Genomic DNA, 19,246 nt, shown 5'->3' on the forward strand with positions numbered 1-19,246 from the left:
GCGTTCAGGCAATTCAGGTGTCTCAGGCGTAGTCAGACACCGGGATGCAGCTGCAGCTCAGATTGCGGTCACCCCATACGTTGTCCACGCGGCCAACAGGCGACCAGTACTTGGCCTGGCGCAGGGCGGCCACCGGGTAAGCGGCGGCTTCGCGGGCGTAAGGGCGAGCCCATTCGCTGCCCAGCAGACTCTCGGCCGTGTGCGGCGCGTTCTTCAGCGGGTTGTTGTCCTGCGGCCAGGCGCCGGATTCGATCTGGCGGATCTCTTCGCGGATGGCAATCATCGCGTCGATGAAGCGGTCGATCTCGAACAGCGTTTCGCTCTCGGTGGGCTCCACCATCAGCGTGTTGGGCACGGGGAAGCTCAGCGTGGGCGCGTGGAAGCCGTAGTCGATCAGGCGCTTGGCGACATCCTCAGCCATCACGCCGCTGGTGTCCTTGAGGCCGCGCAGGTCCAGGATGCACTCGTGCGCCACGTGGCCATTGGCACTCGCGTACAGCGTGGGGTAGTGATCCTTGAGGCGTGCACTGATGTAGTTGGCCGAGAGGATGGCGGTTTCGGTCGCGGCCTGCAGGCCTTCGGCGCCCATCATGCGGCAGTACATCCAGCTGATGGGCAGCACGGCGGCATTGCCCAGAGGCGCTGCCGACACGGCACCCACGCCGCCGGCCACACCGGCCGTAGCATGACCAGGCAGGTAGGGCACCAGATCGGCCACCACACACACGGGACCTACGCCGGGGCCGCCACCGCCGTGCGGAATGCAGAAGGTCTTGTGCAGATTCAGGTGGCTCACGTCGCCGCCGAACTCGCCAGGGGCTGCCACGCCGACCAGGGCGTTCATGTTGGCGCCGTCCACATACACCCGGCCGCCGTGGCTGTGCACCAGGGCGCACAGCTCCTTCACCTGCGTTTCGAACACGCCGTGCGTGCTGGGGTAGGTGATCATGATGCAGGCCAGGTTGGCACTGTGCTGTTCGCACTTGGCCTGCAGGTCGGCCATGTCCACGTTGCCGTTGGCGTCGCAGGCGGTCACTACCACCTGCATGCCCACCATCTGGGCGCTGGCGGGGTTGGTGCCGTGTGCGCTGCTGGGGATCAGGCAGATGTTGCGGTGGCCGTGGCCCTGGGCCTCGTGGTATGCCTTGATGGCCAGCAGGCCCGCGTATTCGCCTTGCGATCCGGCGTTGGGCTGCAGGCTGATGCCTGCGTAGCCCGTGGCCTGGCACAGCCAGGCGCGCAGTTGTTCGTCCAGCTCCTTGTAGCCTTGCAACTGGTCAGCGGGTGCGAAGGGGTGCACGTTGGCGAATTCGGGCCAGGTGATGGGGATCATCTCACTCGTGGCATTGAGCTTCATGGTGCAGCTGCCCAGCGGGATCATGCTGCGGTCCAACGCCAGGTCCTTGTCAGACAGCTGGCGGATGTAGCGCAGCATGCCGGTTTCGGAGTGGTGGGTGTTGAACACCGGATGAGTCAGGTACTTGCTGGCGCGGCGCAGTTCGGTGGGGATCAGCGGCTCTACACCCTTCTCGAAGGCGTCAAACGTGGGCAGCGCCTGGCCATCCGCGGCGAACACCTTCCACAGCAGCTCGATGTCGGCGCGCGTGGTGGTCTCGTCCAGCGAGATGCACAGGTAGTTTTCGAAATAAATTCGCAGGTTGGCGCCCAGCTGTACTGCGCGAGCAGCTATGGATTTAGTAGCGCCATCGGTTTTGAGCGTCAGCGTATCAAAACACGCCTGCGGGCGCACCGGTGCGCCCAGTTGGGTGAGCCCCTTGGCCAGAATGGCGGTGTAGCTGGCCACACGCTGTGCAATGCGCTTGAGCCCATCGGGGCCATGGTACACGGCGTACATGCTGGCGATCACGGCGGGCAACACCTGCGCGGTGCAGATGTTGGACGTGGCCTTTTCGCGGCGGATGTGCTGCTCGCGCGTTTGCAGGGCCAGGCGGTAGGCGGGCTTGCCATGTGTATCCACGCTCACGCCCACCAGGCGGCCGGGCAGGCTGCGCTTGAACTCGTCGCGGCAGGCCATGTAGGCAGCGTGCGGGCCACCCGCGCCCATGGGCATGCCGAAGCGCTGCGTGGTGCCCACGACGATGTCGGCACCCCATTCACCGGGCGGGGTGATCAGCGTGAGGGCCAGGAGGTCGGCCGCTGCGATGAAGGCCGCCTGTTTGGCATGCGCCTTTTCCACGTCGGCGCGCAGGTCATCAATGCGGCCGCTGGTGGCAGGGTACTGGGCAAGCACGGCGAAATACTCGCCATTCAGCGCTGCATCCCATTCGGCGGCGGAGTTGGCCAGCACCACTTCGATATTGAGGGGCTTGGCACGGGTCTGGATCACTTCGATGGTTTGCGGGTGGGCATCACCGGCCACCACAAACACATTGCTTTTGCTCTTGACGGAGCGCTTGGCCAGCGTCATCGCCTCAGCGGCGGCCGTGGCTTCGTCCAGCATCGACGCATTGGCAATCGGCATGCCGGTCAGATCGCAGACCATGGTCTGAAAATTGACCAGCGCCTCCATGCGGCCTTGCGAGATTTCGGCCTGGTACGGCGTGTAGGCCGTGTACCAGGCGGGGTTCTCCAGGATGTTGCGCAGGATGACGCCCGGTGTGTGGGTGCCGTAGTAGCCCTGTCCGATGAAGCTCTTCAGGACCTGGTTCTTCGATGCCATCGCCTTGAGTTCGGCCAGCGCCGCCGCTTCCGTGATCGGCAGGGGCAGGTCCATCGCGCTGCTGCGTGCGATGGAGCGCGGGACGATGGAGTCGATGAGGGCGCGGCGCGAGGCCTCGCCAATCACCGACAGCATGTGCGCTTCATCGGCCGCATCGATGCCGATGTGGCGTGGCAGGAATTCGGTGGCGTTTTCAAGCGCTGCGAGCGTGGGCAGGGGGGCGAGGGTGGTCATCGGCGGCGGCGTGGGACAACAAGGAGGCACATTGGCCCGGCAGGGCGCCGGGCCTCGGGGAACAAAAGATCCGGAGATCAGGCGTTCTTGGCGAACTCTGCGTACGCAGGTTCGTCCATGAGCGCGTCGAATTGCATCATGTCGGTCACGTGGACCTTGAAGAACCAGCCAGCGCCCAGCGGGTCGGTGTTGGCCAGCGAGGGGTCGGCGCGCAGGGCTTCGTTCACCTCGACGATTTCGCCGCTGACGGGCATGTACACGTCGGCGGCGGCTTTGACGGACTCCACCACGCCGGCGACTTCACCCTGGTTGAAGGTCTTGCCGACTTCGGGCAGGTCCACAAACACCACATCGCCCAGCGCGTCCTGGGCGTGTACCGTGATGCCCACGGTGGCGGCTTCGTGGTCGGAGATGTCGATCCACTCGTGATCCTTGGAAAACTTGACGGTCATGGGGGCTCCAGAAAAAAGGGGAAAAACAAACAAAAGTGCCGATGCCAGCCAAGACTGTAGCCGGGCTGGCGCAGTTTCAGACGGTCAGCCGCGGTAGTAGCGCGCGGGGGTAAAGGGCATGGCACGCACTTCCATGGGCACGGCCTTGCCGCGCACGATGGCGTTCACCCGCGTGCCGATGGCGGCGAAGGCGGGTGTGACATAGCCCATGGCCACGGGTTCGTTCACCGTGGGGCCCAGCAGGCCGCTGGTCACTTCGCCAATCTTCTGGCCGTCTTCGCTCTGTAATTCGGTGTGTTCGCGCACGGGCACACGCTCCAGTGCGACGAGGCCAACGCGCTTGCGCTGCAGGCTGGCGGGGTTGTCGATCTGCGCGAGCACCTTGTCTGCTCCGGGGAAACCCCCTGCGCGGGCGCCTCCCGTGCGACGCACCTTCTGGATGGCCCAGTTCAGCGCGGCTTCAGGCGGCGTGGTGGTGGTGTCGATGTCGTTGCCATACAGGCACAGGCCCGCTTCGAGCCGCAGCGAGTTGCGGGCGCCCAGGCCGATGGGTTTGACCTCGGGCTGAGCAAGCAGGGCGCGGGCCAGGGTGTCGGCCTGCGCAGCGGGCACCGAGATTTCAAAACCGTCTTCACCGGTGTAGCCGCTGCGGGTCACAAAACAGTCGCAGCCTGCAATGGAAAAATCGCCGCCCGTCATGAACACCAGCTTTTCCACGCCGGGCGCGAGGCGGGCGAGGGCGGTGACGGCCCGCGGGCCTTGCAGAGCGAGCAGGGCGTGGTCGGGCATGGGCACCACCTTGCAGCGCTGGCCGATGCGGGCCGTGATGTGCGCAATGTCGCCCACCTTGCAAGCACCGTTCACGATCACGAACAGCGTGGGCTCGCCATCCACCACGCCTTGGTTGAAGAACATCAGGTCATCGATGACCGTGCCTTCGTCAGTGAGCAGCAGCCCGTAGCGCTGTTTGCCCACGGGCAGGTCGATCACGTCCACCGGCATCAGGGTTTCAAACGCCGCTGCGGCGTCAGGGCCGACCAGCTTGAGCTGGCCCATGTGCGAGACGTCAAATAAGCCCGCCGCGCTGCGCGTGTGCTGGTGTTCGGCCATCAGCCCAGCGGGGTATTGCACGGGCATGGAGTAGCCGGCGAACGGCACCATGCGGGCGCCCAGCTCGATGTGCAGGGCGTTCAGGGGCGTGGTAAGCAGGGGGGCGGTGGCTGACATGGCGGAACTCCGGGGCAAATGAGGGCCGCAGCCACAAGGTGGCCACGGGATTTGCCCTGCTGTCCGCTTTACCTGAGAGATTCACCGCAGCGCCCTGGCTGGCCGTGCGGTTTGCTCCTTCGGTGGATGGCCTCGACACGCGGGTGCGGTGGGCCATCTCTCTCCAGCAAGGGAACGCCCGCATCACTGCGGGCGGTTGTCAGTCCTTTTGCCTGAGCGTTCGGCTGCTGCCTGCGCCTTCGGCGGTGCGGTGGCCTGTGGGGCTAGGCACTCTCTCCTGACCTAACGATTCTAACTACTTTGCGTAGACCAGATCTCGGAGAGCGAGTGAGATCGAGGGTATGTACGTGATGATCATCAGGCAAACCAGGATCACACAAACAAAAGGCAGTAAGTGCTTGATGATGCGGTCCAGCGAGATTCTGGCCACCGTGCAGGCCGCAAACAGATTCACTCCAAAAGGCGGGGTGATCATGCCCAGCGCCAGGTTCACCACCATGATCAGCCCGAAATGCACCGGGTCGATGCCGAAGTGCATGGCCACGGGCGCGAGGATGGGCGCCAGCACGATGATGGCGGCGCTGGTCTCGATGAACATGCCGATCACGAACAGCGCCGCATTCACCCCCAGCAGGAACAGGGCAGGGGACTGCAGCACGGCTTCGAGCCAGCGGCCGATGGCATCGGGCACCCCGGCACGTGTGATGAGGAACGCAAACAGCCCGGCATTGGCAATGATGAACATGATCACCGCCGACGAGATGGCCGACTTGCGCAGGATGGCGAACAGGTCCTTGATGCGGATCTCGCGGTAGATCACCACCCCCACGATAAGCGCGTAGAACACGGCCACGGCCGATGCCTCGGTGGGGGTGAACACGCCGCCGTAGATGCCGCCCAGGATGATCACAGGCATGAGCAGCGCCCAGCCTGCCTGCAGCGTGGCCTTGCCAAACGGCATGCGGCCATCGCCGTCGTTCTTGCCCCAGCCCTTGTACTTGCAATACGCCCATACGAAGAGCATCAGCGCACCGCTGATCAGCAGGCCCGGGCCAAAGCCCGCGATGAACAGCTCGCCAATGGACACTTCGGCGCTCACGCCGTACAGGATCATCGGGATTGAGGGCGGAATGATCACACCCAGCTCGGCACTTGTGGCCTGCAGCGCAGCCGCATAGCTGGTGGGGTAGCCATGCTTGATGAGCGCGGGGATCAGGATGGCACCAATCGCAAACGTGGTGGCCACCGACGAGCCCGACACGGCCGCGAAGATCATGCAGGTGAGCACGCAGGTCATGGGCAGGCCGCCCTGCACGCCGCCCACGATGCTCTTGGCAAACTCCACCAGGCGGCGCGAGATGCCACCGGTCTCCATGAGGTTGCCCGCGAGGATGAAGAAGGGGATGGCCGCCAGCGGAAACTTGTTGATCGAGGCGAACATCTCCTTCACCGAGATCAGCATGTTGGCGTTGGATGCCTGGATGCCCAGGATGGAGGCGAGGCCGATGGACACGGCCACCGAAATGGTGAGTGCAAAGCAAATCACCATCGTTGAAATCATGACCATGCTCATTGGGCGGTCTCCAGTTCCATGCGCAGGGGGTCGATGAGATTGCCGATGATGCCGACAGTGCAGAACAGGCCGCCGACGGGCATGGCCAGGTAGGCCCAGAACATGGAGACGGATTCCAGCCCCGCCATGCTCTGCACGCCACCACGTTGAGCGTAGTCCCAGCCGTACCAGATGACGATGCCGATCAGCGCCAGGGCTGCCAACGCGACCACCCAGTCCAGCACCCGCCGCAGGGCGGGAGGGCTCCAGCGGTAAAGCACATCCACGCTGACCATCGCGCCCTGGCGGAAGGCGGCGGGGATGGCGAGGAACACCATCCAGATCAGGCTGAAGCGGATCAGCACTTCCGTCCATTCGGCAGGCTGCTCCAGCACAAAGCGCATGAGGATCTGGAACATGCCCAGCGAGGCAGACAGGGCCAGCATGGCGCAGGCCCCCAGCATGGCGATGAACGTGGTCCATCGCTCAAAGGTGAGAAAAGCATTTTTCATGGGGCAGTGCCAGCCATGGGCAGTTGAAACAACAGGGGGAACAACACGGTAAGCAATCAGGCAAGAAGCCTGGGGCGGGAGCAAAAACGCCCGATAGCGCTTGCGCTACGGGCGTTGGTTGCTACTACAACGATAGTAGCGCGGGCATCACTTGAAGTCGCGGATCTTGTCGAGCGTGGCCTTGCCGAACTGTTTTTCGAATTCGGCATTTACGGGGGCCAGTGCGGCCACAAACTTGGACTTGTCGGGGTTGTCCACCACCGTCATGCCCTTGGCGCGCAGGTCGGCCACACCCTTGGCGTCGTCTTCATCCACGCGGGCCCGGTTGGCCTTGGTGCCTTCCTTGGCGGCGTCGATGAAGGCCTGTTTGTCCGCGGTCGACAGCTTCTCGAAAGCGCCCTTGTTCATCACGAAGATGGCGGGGGAATACACGTGGCCGGTCAGTGTCAGGTGCTTTTGCACCTGGTCGAACTTGGCCGAGATGATCACGGGCAGCGGGTTCTCTTGGCCGTCCACAGTGCCTTGTTGCAGGGCCGTGAACACTTCGGGGAAGGCCATGGGCGTGGTGATGATGCCAAAGCCCTTGTACGCGGCGATGTGCACGGGGTTCTCCATCGTGCGCATCTTCAGGCCCTTGAGGTCCTCGGGCGTGTTCACCGAGCGCTTGCTGTTGGTCATGTGGCGAAAGCCGTTCTCGGCCCAGGCCAGGGCTTTGAAGCCCTTGCTGTCGAACTTGGTCAGCATCTCCTGGCCGATGGGGCCGTCCAGCACCGCACGGGCATGCGCCTTGTCGCGGAACAGGAAAGGCACGTCCAGGATCTTGGTTTCAGGAACAAAGTTGGGGATGGGCCCCGTGGAGCTGAACGCCAGCTCTTGCGTGCCCAGCTGCACGGCTTCAATCGACTCGCGCTCGCCACCCAGGGCGCCGTTGTAGAACGTCTGCACCTTGTAGCGGCCGGCCGTGCGCTTTTCGACTTCCTTGGCAAACGTGTCGATGGCAATCCCCTGGTGGGAATTCTGGGCTGTCGAGATGCTGATGCGCATGGTGGTCTGCGCGGCAGCGGTGGCCACAAAGCCGAGCGCAAGGCTCAGGCCGACGACGAGTTTGGTCAGTTGCATGCTGTCTCCTGTTAATGGTGGGCTGGGTTGGTGGGGATGCACGGTTGCTCCTTGCAGAGCGGACCCCAGCCTCTGCCAAATTATGGCGGTGCAGCATCGACGCAGGCATCGGGGTTTGTGCTGGTAAGCGTGCTTATTAACTACCCACCAGGGCGCTAGCCAAGACGCTTCTGGCGGCCATGGGCGACGCCAAAAAATGCCAAGGGCCCCGTGCTGGCGGTAACCAGCCGGGGCCTTGTCAGTTTGTGCGCTCCGGTAAGAGCGCCTTGATGGAAGAAGTATGCGCGGGGCGGATGAGATGAATTTGCTGAATTCGCTCCAAATGGAGTGAATCGCAGAATAATTTTCTGTGTTGGCGAAGATTGGTGAATAATCCAGCCGATGGATCGACTGGATAAAAAAATTCTCGCTGTGCTGCAAGGCAACGCCCGCGCCAGCCTGCAAGAGATCGGGCAGGCCGTGGGCCTGAGCGCATCGCCCTGCTGGGGCCGCATCAAGAAGATGGAAGAGGCGGGTGTGATCCAGGGCTATACCGTGCGCATCAACCCGCAGTCGCTGGACCTGGCCGACACGGTGCTGGTGCAGGTCACGCTCGACAGCCATTCCGACAACACGCTCGAAAAATTTGGCGAAACACTCGCCAGCATTCCCGAGGTGATCGAGGCGCACCTGGTGTCGGGCGACTACGACTACCTGCTGCGCATCGTCGTGAAGGACACGCGCGACTACGAGCGCTTGCTGCGTGAGAAGCTCTACAAGATCAAAGGCATCCGGCACAGCCGCTCCAGCTTCGTGCTGCGCACGCTCAAGAAGGCCGATCTACCCCTGTTTGTGGGGTGATCTTGCATGAAAATGGACTCTAGCGCTTATCTGTAAATGGTTGGCTGCTATTGTTTTAATAGCATTGCATCCGTTCGCAACTCCATTGCGCAGGCATCGAGGAAACCCGGCGATGCTCTGTTTTTGCGGTTCAAAGGCTGTGGAACACGCGGATCAACGGCAGAATGGCCACGCCTTTCGGCGCTGGCTTGGGGGATGTTGCACCACCACGGTGCACCGCCAAGGAGCTTGCAACGTGCCAGCAAGGCCGGAGAACCACCACCATGAACCTGCGTTTTGTCGAAGCCTTTTACTGGGTGGCCTCCCTCAAGAGCGTGACGCGCGCAGCGGAAAAGCTCTTTCTGACGCAGTCGGCCATGTCAAGCCGCGTGGCGGCGCTGGAGGAAGAACTGGGCGTGCTGCTGCTGGACCGGCGCGACAAACATTTCAAGCTCACAGTGGCGGGCACGCGCTTTCTGACGTACGCCAAGCGGATGCTGGAGCTGCAACGCCAGCTCAAGGCCGAGATGGGCTCGGGCGGCCCGCTGGAAGTGTCGATTCGCCTGGGCGCCATTGAGTCGGTACTCCACTCGTGGCTCATCCCCTGGGTGGAACAACTGCGCAAGGACAACCCGCTGCTGGAGCTGGAGCTCACGGTCGAATCCACGCCGGTGCTGCTGGATCAGATCCGCCGGGGCACGCTGGATGCCGTGTTTGCGGCCTTGCCCGCATCGGCCGAAGGCATTCGCAGCCAGGCGCTGACGCCGATGGAGATGGTGTTCGTCGGCAACAGCAAGATCCACCGCAAGCGGCGCTATGCATCGGAAGACTTTGCCGGCACCGACATCCTGACCTTTCAGCGCGGTTCTCAGCCCCATGTGTACCTGTTGGACACGCTGCGCCAGGCGCAGGTGGAGCCGCGCTGCGTGCACACCATTTCCTCAATCTCTGCCATGGTGCAGCTGGTGCAGGGCGGTTTTGGCGTTGCCACGCTGCCGCGCCTGGCGGTGCAGAGGATGCTGGCATTCCCGGATCTTCGTGCGCTGGCCTGCGACATTGCGCTGCGTCCGCTGCCCATTCACGTGAGCTACCGCGAAGACCCGTCTTCGCCCGCGATGGAGGCGATCGTGCGTTCGGCGCTCAGCTTCATCGAAGCGCAGCAAGCCCCAGAGCCCAGGCCCCGCAAGGCCCGCGCCTGAGCGCGGGGACCACGCACGCTCCTTTTTCCGCTGCGCGCACTGCGGTTGCGCTGTCTGCCTTCACGGCGCAGCCCCGAGGACTTCGCATTGAATCGACATGCGCAGTTCGGTGCGGCTGCGCGTGTGCAAATTCTCCTTTCTAGGGTTCGGGTTAACCCTAAATAGAAGTCCAAGGGTTAACCCTGAGCACCAAATTGGTTTGCTTCGCCCCAATGAAGTGCATCGAAAAAATCGATGAGCTAAGAGAAATTTTTTGAATTTGCCAGCGCAGTTACACCCCAACACAATCCGTCCAACGTCATGCAATTGACTTTTCTCAATGCAAGGAAATACGGTGGACTTAGCTCAAGAAAATTCGCTCGCGGTGTTTGGCCCTGAGGGCACCAGCAATCCGAACCACGTTCGCGACACCATCCGCAAGGGCCTGTGGACATCACACACCAGCGGTCTCGCAGACGGCCATGTGCAAGGCAACGTGGTCATCCTGCCTGAGGTGCTTGCCAGTGACTTTCTGCGGTTTTGCCAGCGCAATCCCAAGCCTTGCCCCGTGCTGGCGGTCAGCGAGCCCGGCCAGTTCACCCTGCCTTCGCTGGGCAAGGACATCGACATACGCAGTGATGTGCCGCTGTACCGCATCTGGCGCCACGGTGAAATGTCGGAGGAGGTGGCGGACATTGCCAGCCTCTGGCGTCCGGACCTGGTCACCTTCATCCTGGGCTGTTCGTTTTCGTTCGAGTCCGCATTGATCGAGGCAGGCATCCGCCTGCGCCACATCGACGAAGGCAAGAATGTGGCCATGTTCCGCACCAACGTGCAAACCGAGCCGGCCGGCCCTTTTGGCGGTGCCATGGTGGTGACCATGCGTCCCATGCCTGCAGCGGATGTGATCCGTGCCGTGCAGGTGACATCGCGTTTTCCCAATGTGCATGGAGCACCTGTGCACATCGGTGACCCGGCCCTGATCGGCATCGCCGATCTGGCCCATCCCGACTACGGCGACGCCGTAGCGCTGATGCCGGGCGAAATCCCTGTTTTCTGGGCCTGCGGCGTCACCCCGCAATCGGCCATCTTGAATGCCCAACCCGCGTTCTGCATCACGCATGCACCGGGCTGCATGCTGGTCACCGACCTTCTCAACCACCAACTTGCCAGTTTCTGATCCGCTTTCAACAAGGAGTTCCACCATGAAGAAAATCACAATTTGTTTGTCCGCAGTCCTCAGCGTCTGCGCCGCCCAGGCCCAGATCAAGTGGGACCTGCCCACGGGCTATGGCGCCAACAGCTTCCAGACGCAGAACGTGCAGCAGTTCGCCAACGAGGTGGATCAGCTCACGGGTGGCAAGCTCAAGATCGTGTTGCACCCCGGTGGCTCGCTGTACAAGGCCAACGAAATCAAGCGTGCGGTGCAAACTGGCCAGGTGCCCTCGGCCGAGTTCATCCTTTCGGGCGCTACCAACGAAAACCCGCTGTTTGGGGTGGATTCGATTCCATTCCTGGCCACCAGCTATGCCGATTCCAAGCGCCTTTATCTGGCCGCCAAGCCTGCGCAGGAAAAGCTGCTCGCTGCGCAGGGCGTGAGGGTGCTGTTCACCGTGCCATGGCCTGGCCAGTCGCTCTACTCGCTCAAGCCCGTGAGTACGCCCGCGGACTTCGCAGGCACCAAGATGCGGGCTTACAACCCCGCCACCACGCGCATTGCGCAACTGCTCAAGGCGCAGCCGGTGACGATCCAGCTGTCGGAGCTGGGCCAGGCTCTGGCTACCAACACCGTGCAGAACTTCCTGACGTCCAGTGCCAGCGGCGTGGAATCCAAGCTGTATGAGCAGGTGAAGCACTTCTATCCCGTCAGCGCGTGGCTGCCGCGCAATGCCACCGTGGTGAACCAGAAGGCGTTTGATGCCCTGGACAAGCCTTTGCAGGATGCTGTGCTGAAGGCTGCGGCCGCCGCTGAAGAGCGCGGCTGGGCCACAAGCGAGCGCGTGGACAAGGAGTTCATCAAAGAGCTGGGCGCCAAAGGCATGACCGTGGCCGAGCCCAGCGACAGCATCAAGAAGGAACTCGCAAGCATTGGCGAATCCATGACGGCCGACTGGATCAAGTCTGCCGGACCTGAGGGGCAGGCCATCATCGACGCCTACCGCAAGAAGTAACTGGCGTTTTCCGGGCCCCCGCAGTGGGGCCGGGGTAGCACAGGCGCATGCTGCCCAGTTCTTTCGTCGCCACTCCCCCTCATTTTTTTCAAGCGTTACCGGAGTACGCCATGGACAAACTCGTCCGAAATTTCTACAGGCTGCTGATGTTGCTGTCCTGCCTGTCCATGCTGGCTGCGTTCGCCGCAGTCACGCTGGGCGTGTTTGCCCGCGAGGTCATTCACGTCAACATCGACGGTCTCGACGCGTATGCAGGCTACGCCATCGCCGCAGCGCTGTTCTTTGCATTGCCCGGCACATTGCAAAACGGAGACCACATCCGGGTGACCCTGTTGCTCGACCGGCTGCCGTCACGCTGGCGCGGCGCCTTTGAATGGTTCTGCCTGTCCAGTGCACTGGTGCTCACGGCCTATATCGCCTGCTACGCAGTGCGCTCGGTGTGGATTTCCTACGTCACGCACGACATTTCGCCTGCGGCCGATGCTTCGCCGCTGTGGATTCCCCAGATCAGCATGGCCATGGGCTGCATCGGCTTTGCGCTGTCGTTTGCCCATGCGCTCATCCTGCGCTTTCAGGGCGTGGCCTTCATGGCCGTGTCTGAATCGGCCCGTTCCGAGTAACCCCCTGCAGGAGAAATCAACATGGACGTCATCATTGCCTTTGGCCTGATCGTGGTGCTCTTTGCAGTGCTCGGTTCGGGTTTGTGGATCGGCCTGTCACTGCTTGCGGTGGCGCTGGTCGGTATGGAGCTTTTTACCAGCCGCCCCGTGGGTGACAGCATGATGCTGACCATCTGGGGGTCTACCTCCAGCTGGACGCTCACGGCCTTGCCGCTATTCCTCTGGATGGGCGAGATACTGTTTCGCAGCAAGCTGTCGAGCAGCATGTTCAAAGGCCTGGCGCCCTGGCTGGACCGTCTGCCCGGCCGCCTGTTGCATGTGAACGTGGTGGGCTGCACCATCTTCGCTGCCATCTCGGGCTCATCGGCGGCCACTTGCGCGACCATCGGCAAGATCACGCTGCCCGAACTCAAGCAGCGTGGCTATCCCGAAGACATCTCGGTGGGCACACTGGCTGGCGCAGGCACGCTGGGCCTGCTGATCCCGCCGTCGATCATCATGATCGTCTATGGCGTGGCGGCCAATGTGTCGATCTCCAAGCTGTTCCTGGCCGGCGTGATTCCAGGTCTGATGCTGGCAGCCCTGTTCATGGGCTACATCGTCGTGTGGGCCTTGTTTAACAAGGACAAGGTGCCAGCGCCTGATGCCCGCCTGAGCTTTGTGCAGAAGCTCTATGCGTCGCGCCACCTGATCCCTGTGGTGTCGCTCATCGTGGTGGTGCTGGGCGCCATCTACAGCGGTATTGCCACCGCCACCGAGGCCGCGGCGCTGGGTGTGGGCGGGTCGCTGATTCTGGCGAAGATTGAGGGATCACTCGATTGGGCGCGCTTCAAGGACGGGCTGGTCGCTGCCTGCCGCGTGTACTGCATGATCGGCCTCATCCTGGCGGGCGCCGCGTTCCTCACACTGGCCATGGGCTTCATCGGCCTGCCACGCCACCTGGCCGAGTTCATCGGCGCCCTGCACCTGTCGCCCTTTGCGCTGATGCTGCTGCTCATCGTGTTTTTCATCCTGCTGGGCTGCTTCCTGGATGGCATCTCCATGGTGGTGCTGACCATCGCGGTGCTGCTGCCCACGGTGGAAGCTGCAGGCTTTGACCTGGTGTGGTTCGGCATCTTCATCGTGTTGGTGGTGGAGATGGCGCAGATCACGCCGCCGGTGGGCTTCAACCTCTTTGTGCTGCAGGGCATGACGCGCCGCGAAGTTACCTGGATCGCCCGCACTGCACTGCCTTTGTTCGCACTGATGATCGTTGCGGTCATCCTGACGTATTTCGTGCCCGACGTCGTGCTCTGGCTGCCACGCCAGATGCAGGGCTGACCCCGCAGCACCCCTCGCCGAAAAATCCGTACAGGAGCTCACCATGAAGACCATCGTGTTGTTGGCCGCGCTTGCCGTGGCCCCGGTGCTGCACGCCCAAACCCAGTGGAAGCTGGCCACGGGCTACCGGGCGGAGTCGTTCCACACGCGCAATATCGTCCAGTTTGCGCAGGACGTGGAGCGTGCTTCAGCCGGTGCATTGCGCATTGAAGTGCATGCCAACAACGCCTTGTTCAAACTGGCTGAGATTCCTCAGGCGGTGCAGGACGGCAAGGCCCAGGCGGGCGAAACCATCATGACGAGCCTGGTGCGCGAGATCCCCATGGCAGGTGGCGATTCCGTGCCTTTTGTGGTCCGCAGCTATGCCGACGCACGGCGCATGTGGGATGTGCAGCGACCGTTGATCGAAGTGCACATGGCGCGCAAGGGGCTCAAAGCCTTGTACGCCGTGCCGTGGCCTCCGCAGGGGCTGTTCACCACGGTCCCGGTGCGTTCGTCGGTGGATTTCAAGGGAACCCGCATGCGCACCTACAACCCGGGCACGGTGCGTATTGCCGAGCTGCTGGGCGCCACGCCCGTGGATGTGCCCATGGTCGAGGTCAATCAGGCCCTGGCGGCCGGAAAGCTGGATTCGATGATCACATCGGCCTTGACCGGAGTGGAAAACCAGGTCTGGGGCCAGATCAAGCAGTACTACGGTATCAACGCCTGGTTCCCCAAGAACATCGTCTTTGTGAACCAGCAGGCGTTTGACGCACTGCCCGCCCCGGTGCGCCAGGCAGTGAGCCAGGCTGCAGCAGACGCCGAAAAACGGGGCTGGGCGATGAGCGCCGCCGTGGCCGAGGAGTCGGTGATCGAACTGCAGCGCAAAGGCATCAAGGTCGAGCCCCCCACCGCGGTGCTGGACTCCGAACTCAAACGCCTGGGCGAACGGTTTTCCCGCGAATGGGTGCGGTCCGTGGGGAGCGAGGCCAACCAGCTCTTCATCCCGTACTACACGCAGCGCTAGGCCATTGCATTGTTGGCATCACCAAGGAATCACCATGCAAACCCCTTCCGACACCATCGAGATGTATCTGCTGGCCAAGGATGGCAACCGGCCTCACCTGATCGAGCGGGCCTTTGCCGGCGGCGCGCTGCTGCGCATGGACGTGCGGCAGGGCGACATGGACTTTCCGCCGGTGGCCCACGGCCGCGACGCCATTGCCGAAACCCTGGTACGCCGCTTTGGCCGCACTTATGAAAACGTGTACAGCTTCTGTCTGGCCGATCCTCCCGATCCTGCGTGTGCGGAGTTTCACTGCCCCTGGCTCGTGGCCATGACCGAAAAAGACAGCCGCGCGGTGCGCCTGGGTTGCGGCCAGTACCACTGGCGCTTTGCACCGGGCTCGCGCCTGGCGCAGGAGCTGAGCATTGTGGTGGACAGCATGCAGACCCTGCCGCCCTCGGACATCCATGTCGTGATGCCCTGGATCGCTGCACTGAGCCGCCCCTGGTGCGGAGCGGACAAGGCCATGGTCACAGCGCCCTCCATTCCTTCTGTGCGCGCGGTGCTGGAGGCACTGGCTCGCGCGCCGCGCTCCCCGGCCCGCTCGCCTCTGGCCCTGGCGGCCTGAGCGAGCACCGAACCCTTTCATTTCACTTTGCAAACCATCACACCATGACACAACTTGCACCCACCACCCACATTCCCCGCTGGCAGTTCTGGATTGACCGTGGGGGCACATTCACCGACATCGTGGCCAAGCGGCCCGATGGCTCGCTGACCACCCACAAGCTGCTGTCCGAAAACCCCGAGCAGTACAAGGACGCCGCCGTGGCGGGCATCCGCCACCTGCTGGGTTTGAAGCCTGGCGAGCCCGTCACACCCGCGCTGGTGGAGTGCGTGAAGATGGGCACCACCGTGGCCACCAACGCATTGCTGGAGCGCAAGGGCGAGCCCACGCTGCTGGTGACCACGCGCGGCTTTCGCGACGCGCTGCGTATTGCCTACCAGAACCGCCCCCGCTTGTTCGATCGCCACATCCAGTTGCCCGAGCTTTTGTACACCGAGGTGATCGAAGCGTGCGAACGGGTGGGCGCCCATGGCGATGTGCTGCAGGCACTGGACGAACCCAGCCTGCGCGGCGACCTGCTGGCCGCCTACGGACGTGGTCTGCGCAGCGTGGCCATTGTGTTCATGCACGGCTACCGCTACACCCAGCATGAACAGGCGGCTCAGCGCATCGCCAAAGAGGTGGGCTTCACGCAGATCAGCACCTCGCACGAAACCAGCCCGATGATGAAGTTCGTGAGCCGGGGCGACACCACCGTGGTGGATGCTTACCTCTCACCCATCCTGCGCCGCTATGTGGAGCAGGTCGCCAGCGAGATGCCGGGCGTCAAGCTGTTCTTCATGCAGTCTTCGGGGGGCCTCACCGATGCGGGTACCTTCCAGGGCAAGGATGCGATTCTGTCGGGGCCCGCAGGTGGCATCGTAGGCATGGCGCGCACGGCGGGCCTGGCCGGGCATGAAAAGGTCATCGGCTTTGACATGGGCGGAACGTCCACGGATGTAAGTCACTACGCCGGTGCGTTCGAGCGCGAGTTCGAAACCCACGTCGCCGGTGTGCGCATGCGCGCCCCCATGATGAGCATCCACACGGTGGCGGCTGGCGGCGGCTCGGTATTGGCCTACGACGGTGCCCGTTTCCGAGTGGGCCCCGAAAGCGCAGGCGCCAACCCAGGCCCGGTGAGCTACCGCCGTGGCGGCCCGCTGGCAGTGACCGATGCCAACGTGATGGTGGGCAAGGTGCAGCCGCGTTACTTCCCCAGCGTGTTTGGCCCCGCCGCCAACGAAACACTGGACGCCGATGCGGTGCGTGCCCGCTTTGAAGAAATTGCTGCGCAGACCCAGCGCAAGCCCGAAGAAGTGGCCGAAGGCTTCATCCAGATCGCTGTGCAGCAGATGGCCAACGCCATCAAGAAGATCAGCGTGGCACGCGGCTACGACGTGACGCGCTACACGCTGCAGTGTTTTGGTGGCGCGGGCGGCCAGCATGCCTGCCTGGTGGCCGACGCCTTGGGCATGTCGCGTGTGTTTGTGCACCCGCTGGCGGGCGTGCTCAGTGCTTATGGCATGGGTCTGGCGGACCAGACGGTGATCCGCGAACAGGCGGTGGAGATGCCGCTGGCCGCCGCATCGCTGCCGCTGATTGCGGAACGCCTGGACGCACTGGGCTCTGCGGCCCAGGCCGAGCTGGAGCGCCAGCAGGTCAGCGCCAACCCGGTGCAGGTGCGCCACAACGTGCACGTGCGCTACGAAGGCACCGATTCGGCCCTGGTGGTGCCGTTTGGCGACATGGCCAGCATCCAGGCCGCTTTCGAATCTGCCTATCGCCAGCGTTTTGCCTTCCTGATGGTAGGCAAGGGTCTGGTGGTGGAGGCCGTGTCGGTCGAGGCCATGATTGCGGGCGATGCCCCCGCCGAGCCGCGCCTTCCCGTGCATCCGCACCGCAAGCACCCACAGCGCGAGACGGTGAAGATGTACTCGGGCAGCGCATGGCACGATGCCGCCCTGGTGGTGCGCGAGGACCTGCACCCTGGCGACGTGATCCCAGGCCCCGCCATCATTGCCGAGAAGAACACCACCACCGTGGTGGAGCCCGGCTGGTCTGCGCGCCTCACGGACCTGGACCACCTGGTGCTGGACCGCGTCACCGCGCGCAAGGTGCAGTACGCCGCAGGCACCACGGTGGACCCGGTGCTGCTGGAGGTGTTCAACAACCTGTTCATGAACATCGCTGAGCAGATGGGCCTGCAGCTGCAGAACACGGCCTACTCGGTCAACATCAAGGAGCGCCTGGACTTCAGCTGTGCGCTCTTCGATGCCACGGGCAACCTGATCGCCAACGCGCCGCACATGCCCGTGCACCTGGGTTCCATGGGTGAGAGCATCAAGACCGTGATCCGCGAGAACGCGGGGAAGATGCACCCGGGCGATGTGTACATGCTCAACGACCCGTACCATGGCGGCACCCATCTGCCCGATGTGACCGTGATCACCCCGGTGTATGTGGCCGAGGGCAACGAGCCCACGTTTTATGTGGGAAGCCGGGGCCACCATGCCGACATCGGTGGCACCACGCCGGGCTCGATGCCACCGTTCTCCACGCGCATCGACGAAGAGGGTGTGCAGATCAACAACGTGAAGCTGGTGGACCGTGGCATCTTTCTGGAAGAAGAGGTGCGCAGCCTGCTGACGACGGGTGGCGGCACCACGCCATACCCCAGCCGAAATCCCCAGCAGAACCTGGCCGATCTGCGCGCGCAAATCGCTGCCAACGAGAAGGGTGTGCAGGAACTCTCGAAGATGGTGGGGCAGTTTGGCCTGGATGTCGTGCAGGCCTACATGCGCCATGTGCAGGACAACGCGGAAGAGTCGGTGCGCCGCGTGATCACGCAGCTCAAAGACGGGCAGTTCACCCTGAAGTTGGACAACGGCGCGCAGATCAGCGTGTCGGTCAAGGTCAATGTGGCCGAGCGCAGCGCGGTGATCGACTTTGCAGGCACCAGTGCGCAGCAGACCAACAACTTCAACGCCCCGCGTGCTGTGTGCATGGCGGCGGTGCTGTATGTGTTCCGCACGCTGGTCGACGATGACATTCCGCTCAATGCCGGGTGCTTGAAACCCCTGCAGGTCATCATCCCGCAGGGCTCCATGCTCAACCCCAACCCGCCGGCCTCGGTGGTGGCGGGCAATGTGGAGACCTCCACCTGCATCACCAATGCGCTGTTCGGCGCCTTGGGCGTGATGGCGGGCAGCCAGCCCACCATGAACAACTTCACCTTTGGCAATGCGCAGTACCAGTACTACGAAACCATTGCCGGCGGCAGCGGTGCCGGTGCGGTGTTCGATGCTTCGGGCCGCACGGTGCGCGGGTTTGACGGCACCAGCGTGGTCCAGACGCACATGACCAATTCGCGCCTGACCGACCCCGAGGTGCTGGAGTTCCGCTTCCCCGTGGTGCTCGACAGCTACGAGATCCAGCGCGGGTCCGGCGGGGCAGGCCGCTGGGCGGGTGGTGATGGTGGCGTGCGGCGCGTGCGCTTTCTGGAGGCGATGACGGCCAGCATTTTGTCCAACGGGCGCCTGAACCCCGCCTTTGGCATGGCAGGCGGCCAGCCGGGCCGACCCGGCGCCAACCGCGTGCTGCGTGCCAACGGCCAGGTGGAAGAGCTGGGCCATATCGGCGCGGCACTGATGGAGCCTGGCGATGTGTTCGAGATCGCTACCCCCGGCGGTGGCGGCTTTGGCGAATGTGTCACGTCGTGACGTGATGGGCCGCTGACCCCAGTGGGGCATGTGCTGTGTGCGTTGTAC

Annotated in this window: 15 protein-coding genes and 2 riboswitches; of the genes, 9 read left to right on the forward strand and 6 right to left on the reverse strand. The window is 63.3% G+C overall.

All coding sequences use genetic code 11. From position 1 onward, the window contains the following. Positions 1-22 precede the first annotated feature (22 nt). The 6 genes from gcvP to KW832_RS09825 form a co-directional block, all read right to left on the reverse strand. Positions 23-2,914: an aminomethyl-transferring glycine dehydrogenase gene (gene gcvP / locus KW832_RS09800; protein WP_218299702.1), complete on the reverse strand. Its 2,892-nt coding sequence runs from the start codon at positions 2,912-2,914 to the stop codon at positions 23-25. 77 nt (positions 2,915-2,991) lie between these two features. Beyond that, positions 2,992-3,366, reverse strand: a complete 375-nt coding sequence (gene gcvH, locus KW832_RS09805; RefSeq protein WP_218299703.1) for a glycine cleavage system protein GcvH — start codon at positions 3,364-3,366, stop codon at positions 2,992-2,994. Positions 3,367-3,450: 84 nt separating this feature from the next. Continuing rightward, positions 3,451-4,593: a glycine cleavage system aminomethyltransferase GcvT gene (gcvT, locus tag KW832_RS09810; RefSeq protein ID WP_218299704.1), complete on the reverse strand. Its 1,143-nt coding sequence runs from the start codon at positions 4,591-4,593 to the stop codon at positions 3,451-3,453. Positions 4,594-4,642: 49 nt separating this feature from the next. After that, positions 4,643-4,770, reverse strand: a riboswitch (glycine riboswitch). A 13-nt stretch (positions 4,771-4,783) separates the two neighbouring features. After that, a riboswitch (glycine riboswitch) is annotated at positions 4,784-4,883 on the reverse strand. Positions 4,884-4,888: 5 nt separating this feature from the next. Then, complete coding sequence (locus tag KW832_RS09815) at positions 4,889-6,166, reverse strand: TRAP transporter large permease (RefSeq protein WP_121506572.1); 1,278 nt, start codon at positions 6,164-6,166, stop codon at positions 4,889-4,891. Then, complete coding sequence (locus tag KW832_RS09820) at positions 6,163-6,657, reverse strand: TRAP transporter small permease (RefSeq protein WP_218299705.1); 495 nt, start codon at positions 6,655-6,657, stop codon at positions 6,163-6,165. The genes KW832_RS09815 and KW832_RS09820 overlap by 4 nt, the downstream gene beginning before the upstream one ends. Positions 6,658-6,804: 147 nt before the next feature. Continuing rightward, positions 6,805-7,776 (reverse strand): TRAP transporter substrate-binding protein, encoded by a 972-nt coding sequence (locus KW832_RS09825; RefSeq protein WP_218299706.1) that lies wholly within the window; start codon positions 7,774-7,776, stop codon positions 6,805-6,807. A 381-nt stretch (positions 7,777-8,157) separates the two neighbouring features. Between KW832_RS09825 and KW832_RS09830 the strand changes: the two genes are divergently transcribed. From KW832_RS09830 to KW832_RS09870, 9 genes are all read left to right on the forward strand, one after another. Further along, positions 8,158-8,616, forward strand: a complete 459-nt coding sequence (locus tag KW832_RS09830) for an Lrp/AsnC family transcriptional regulator (protein ID WP_218299707.1) — start codon at positions 8,158-8,160, stop codon at positions 8,614-8,616. Between the two features lie 263 nt (positions 8,617-8,879). After that, entirely contained in the window at positions 8,880-9,794 is a 915-nt protein-coding gene (locus KW832_RS09835) for a LysR family transcriptional regulator (RefSeq protein WP_218299708.1), read from the forward strand. 319 nt (positions 9,795-10,113) lie between these two features. Beyond that, positions 10,114-10,953: a putative hydro-lyase gene (locus KW832_RS09840; RefSeq protein ID WP_255577604.1), complete on the forward strand. Its 840-nt coding sequence runs from the start codon at positions 10,114-10,116 to the stop codon at positions 10,951-10,953. A 25-nt stretch (positions 10,954-10,978) separates the two neighbouring features. Continuing rightward, complete coding sequence (locus tag KW832_RS09845) at positions 10,979-11,944, forward strand: TRAP transporter substrate-binding protein (protein WP_218299709.1); 966 nt, start codon at positions 10,979-10,981, stop codon at positions 11,942-11,944. A 110-nt stretch (positions 11,945-12,054) separates the two neighbouring features. Further along, the gene (locus KW832_RS09850; RefSeq protein ID WP_218299710.1) at positions 12,055-12,564 is read left to right on the forward strand and encodes a TRAP transporter small permease; all 510 of its coding nucleotides are present in this window, start codon (positions 12,055-12,057) and stop codon (positions 12,562-12,564) included. 21 nt (positions 12,565-12,585) lie between these two features. Continuing rightward, a complete protein-coding gene (locus KW832_RS09855) occupies positions 12,586-13,884 on the forward strand; it encodes a TRAP transporter large permease (protein WP_055402381.1) in 1,299 nt (432 codons plus the stop codon). A 43-nt stretch (positions 13,885-13,927) separates the two neighbouring features. After that, positions 13,928-14,893 carry a TRAP transporter substrate-binding protein gene (locus KW832_RS09860; protein ID WP_055402383.1) on the forward strand — a complete coding sequence of 322 codons (966 nt, stop codon included), beginning with the start codon at positions 13,928-13,930 and terminating at the stop codon, positions 14,891-14,893. Positions 14,894-14,927: 34 nt separating this feature from the next. Continuing rightward, a complete protein-coding gene (locus KW832_RS09865) occupies positions 14,928-15,500 on the forward strand; it encodes a hypothetical protein (protein WP_055402385.1) in 573 nt (190 codons plus the stop codon). Positions 15,501-15,544: 44 nt separating this feature from the next. Beyond that, the gene (locus KW832_RS09870; protein WP_218299711.1) at positions 15,545-19,198 is read left to right on the forward strand and encodes a hydantoinase B/oxoprolinase family protein; all 3,654 of its coding nucleotides are present in this window, start codon (positions 15,545-15,547) and stop codon (positions 19,196-19,198) included. Positions 19,199-19,246 lie beyond the last annotated feature (48 nt).

The sequence above is a fragment of the Acidovorax sp. sif0632 genome, from assembly GCF_019218805.1.
GTDB lineage: Bacteria > Pseudomonadota > Gammaproteobacteria > Burkholderiales > Burkholderiaceae_C > Acidovorax > Acidovorax facilis.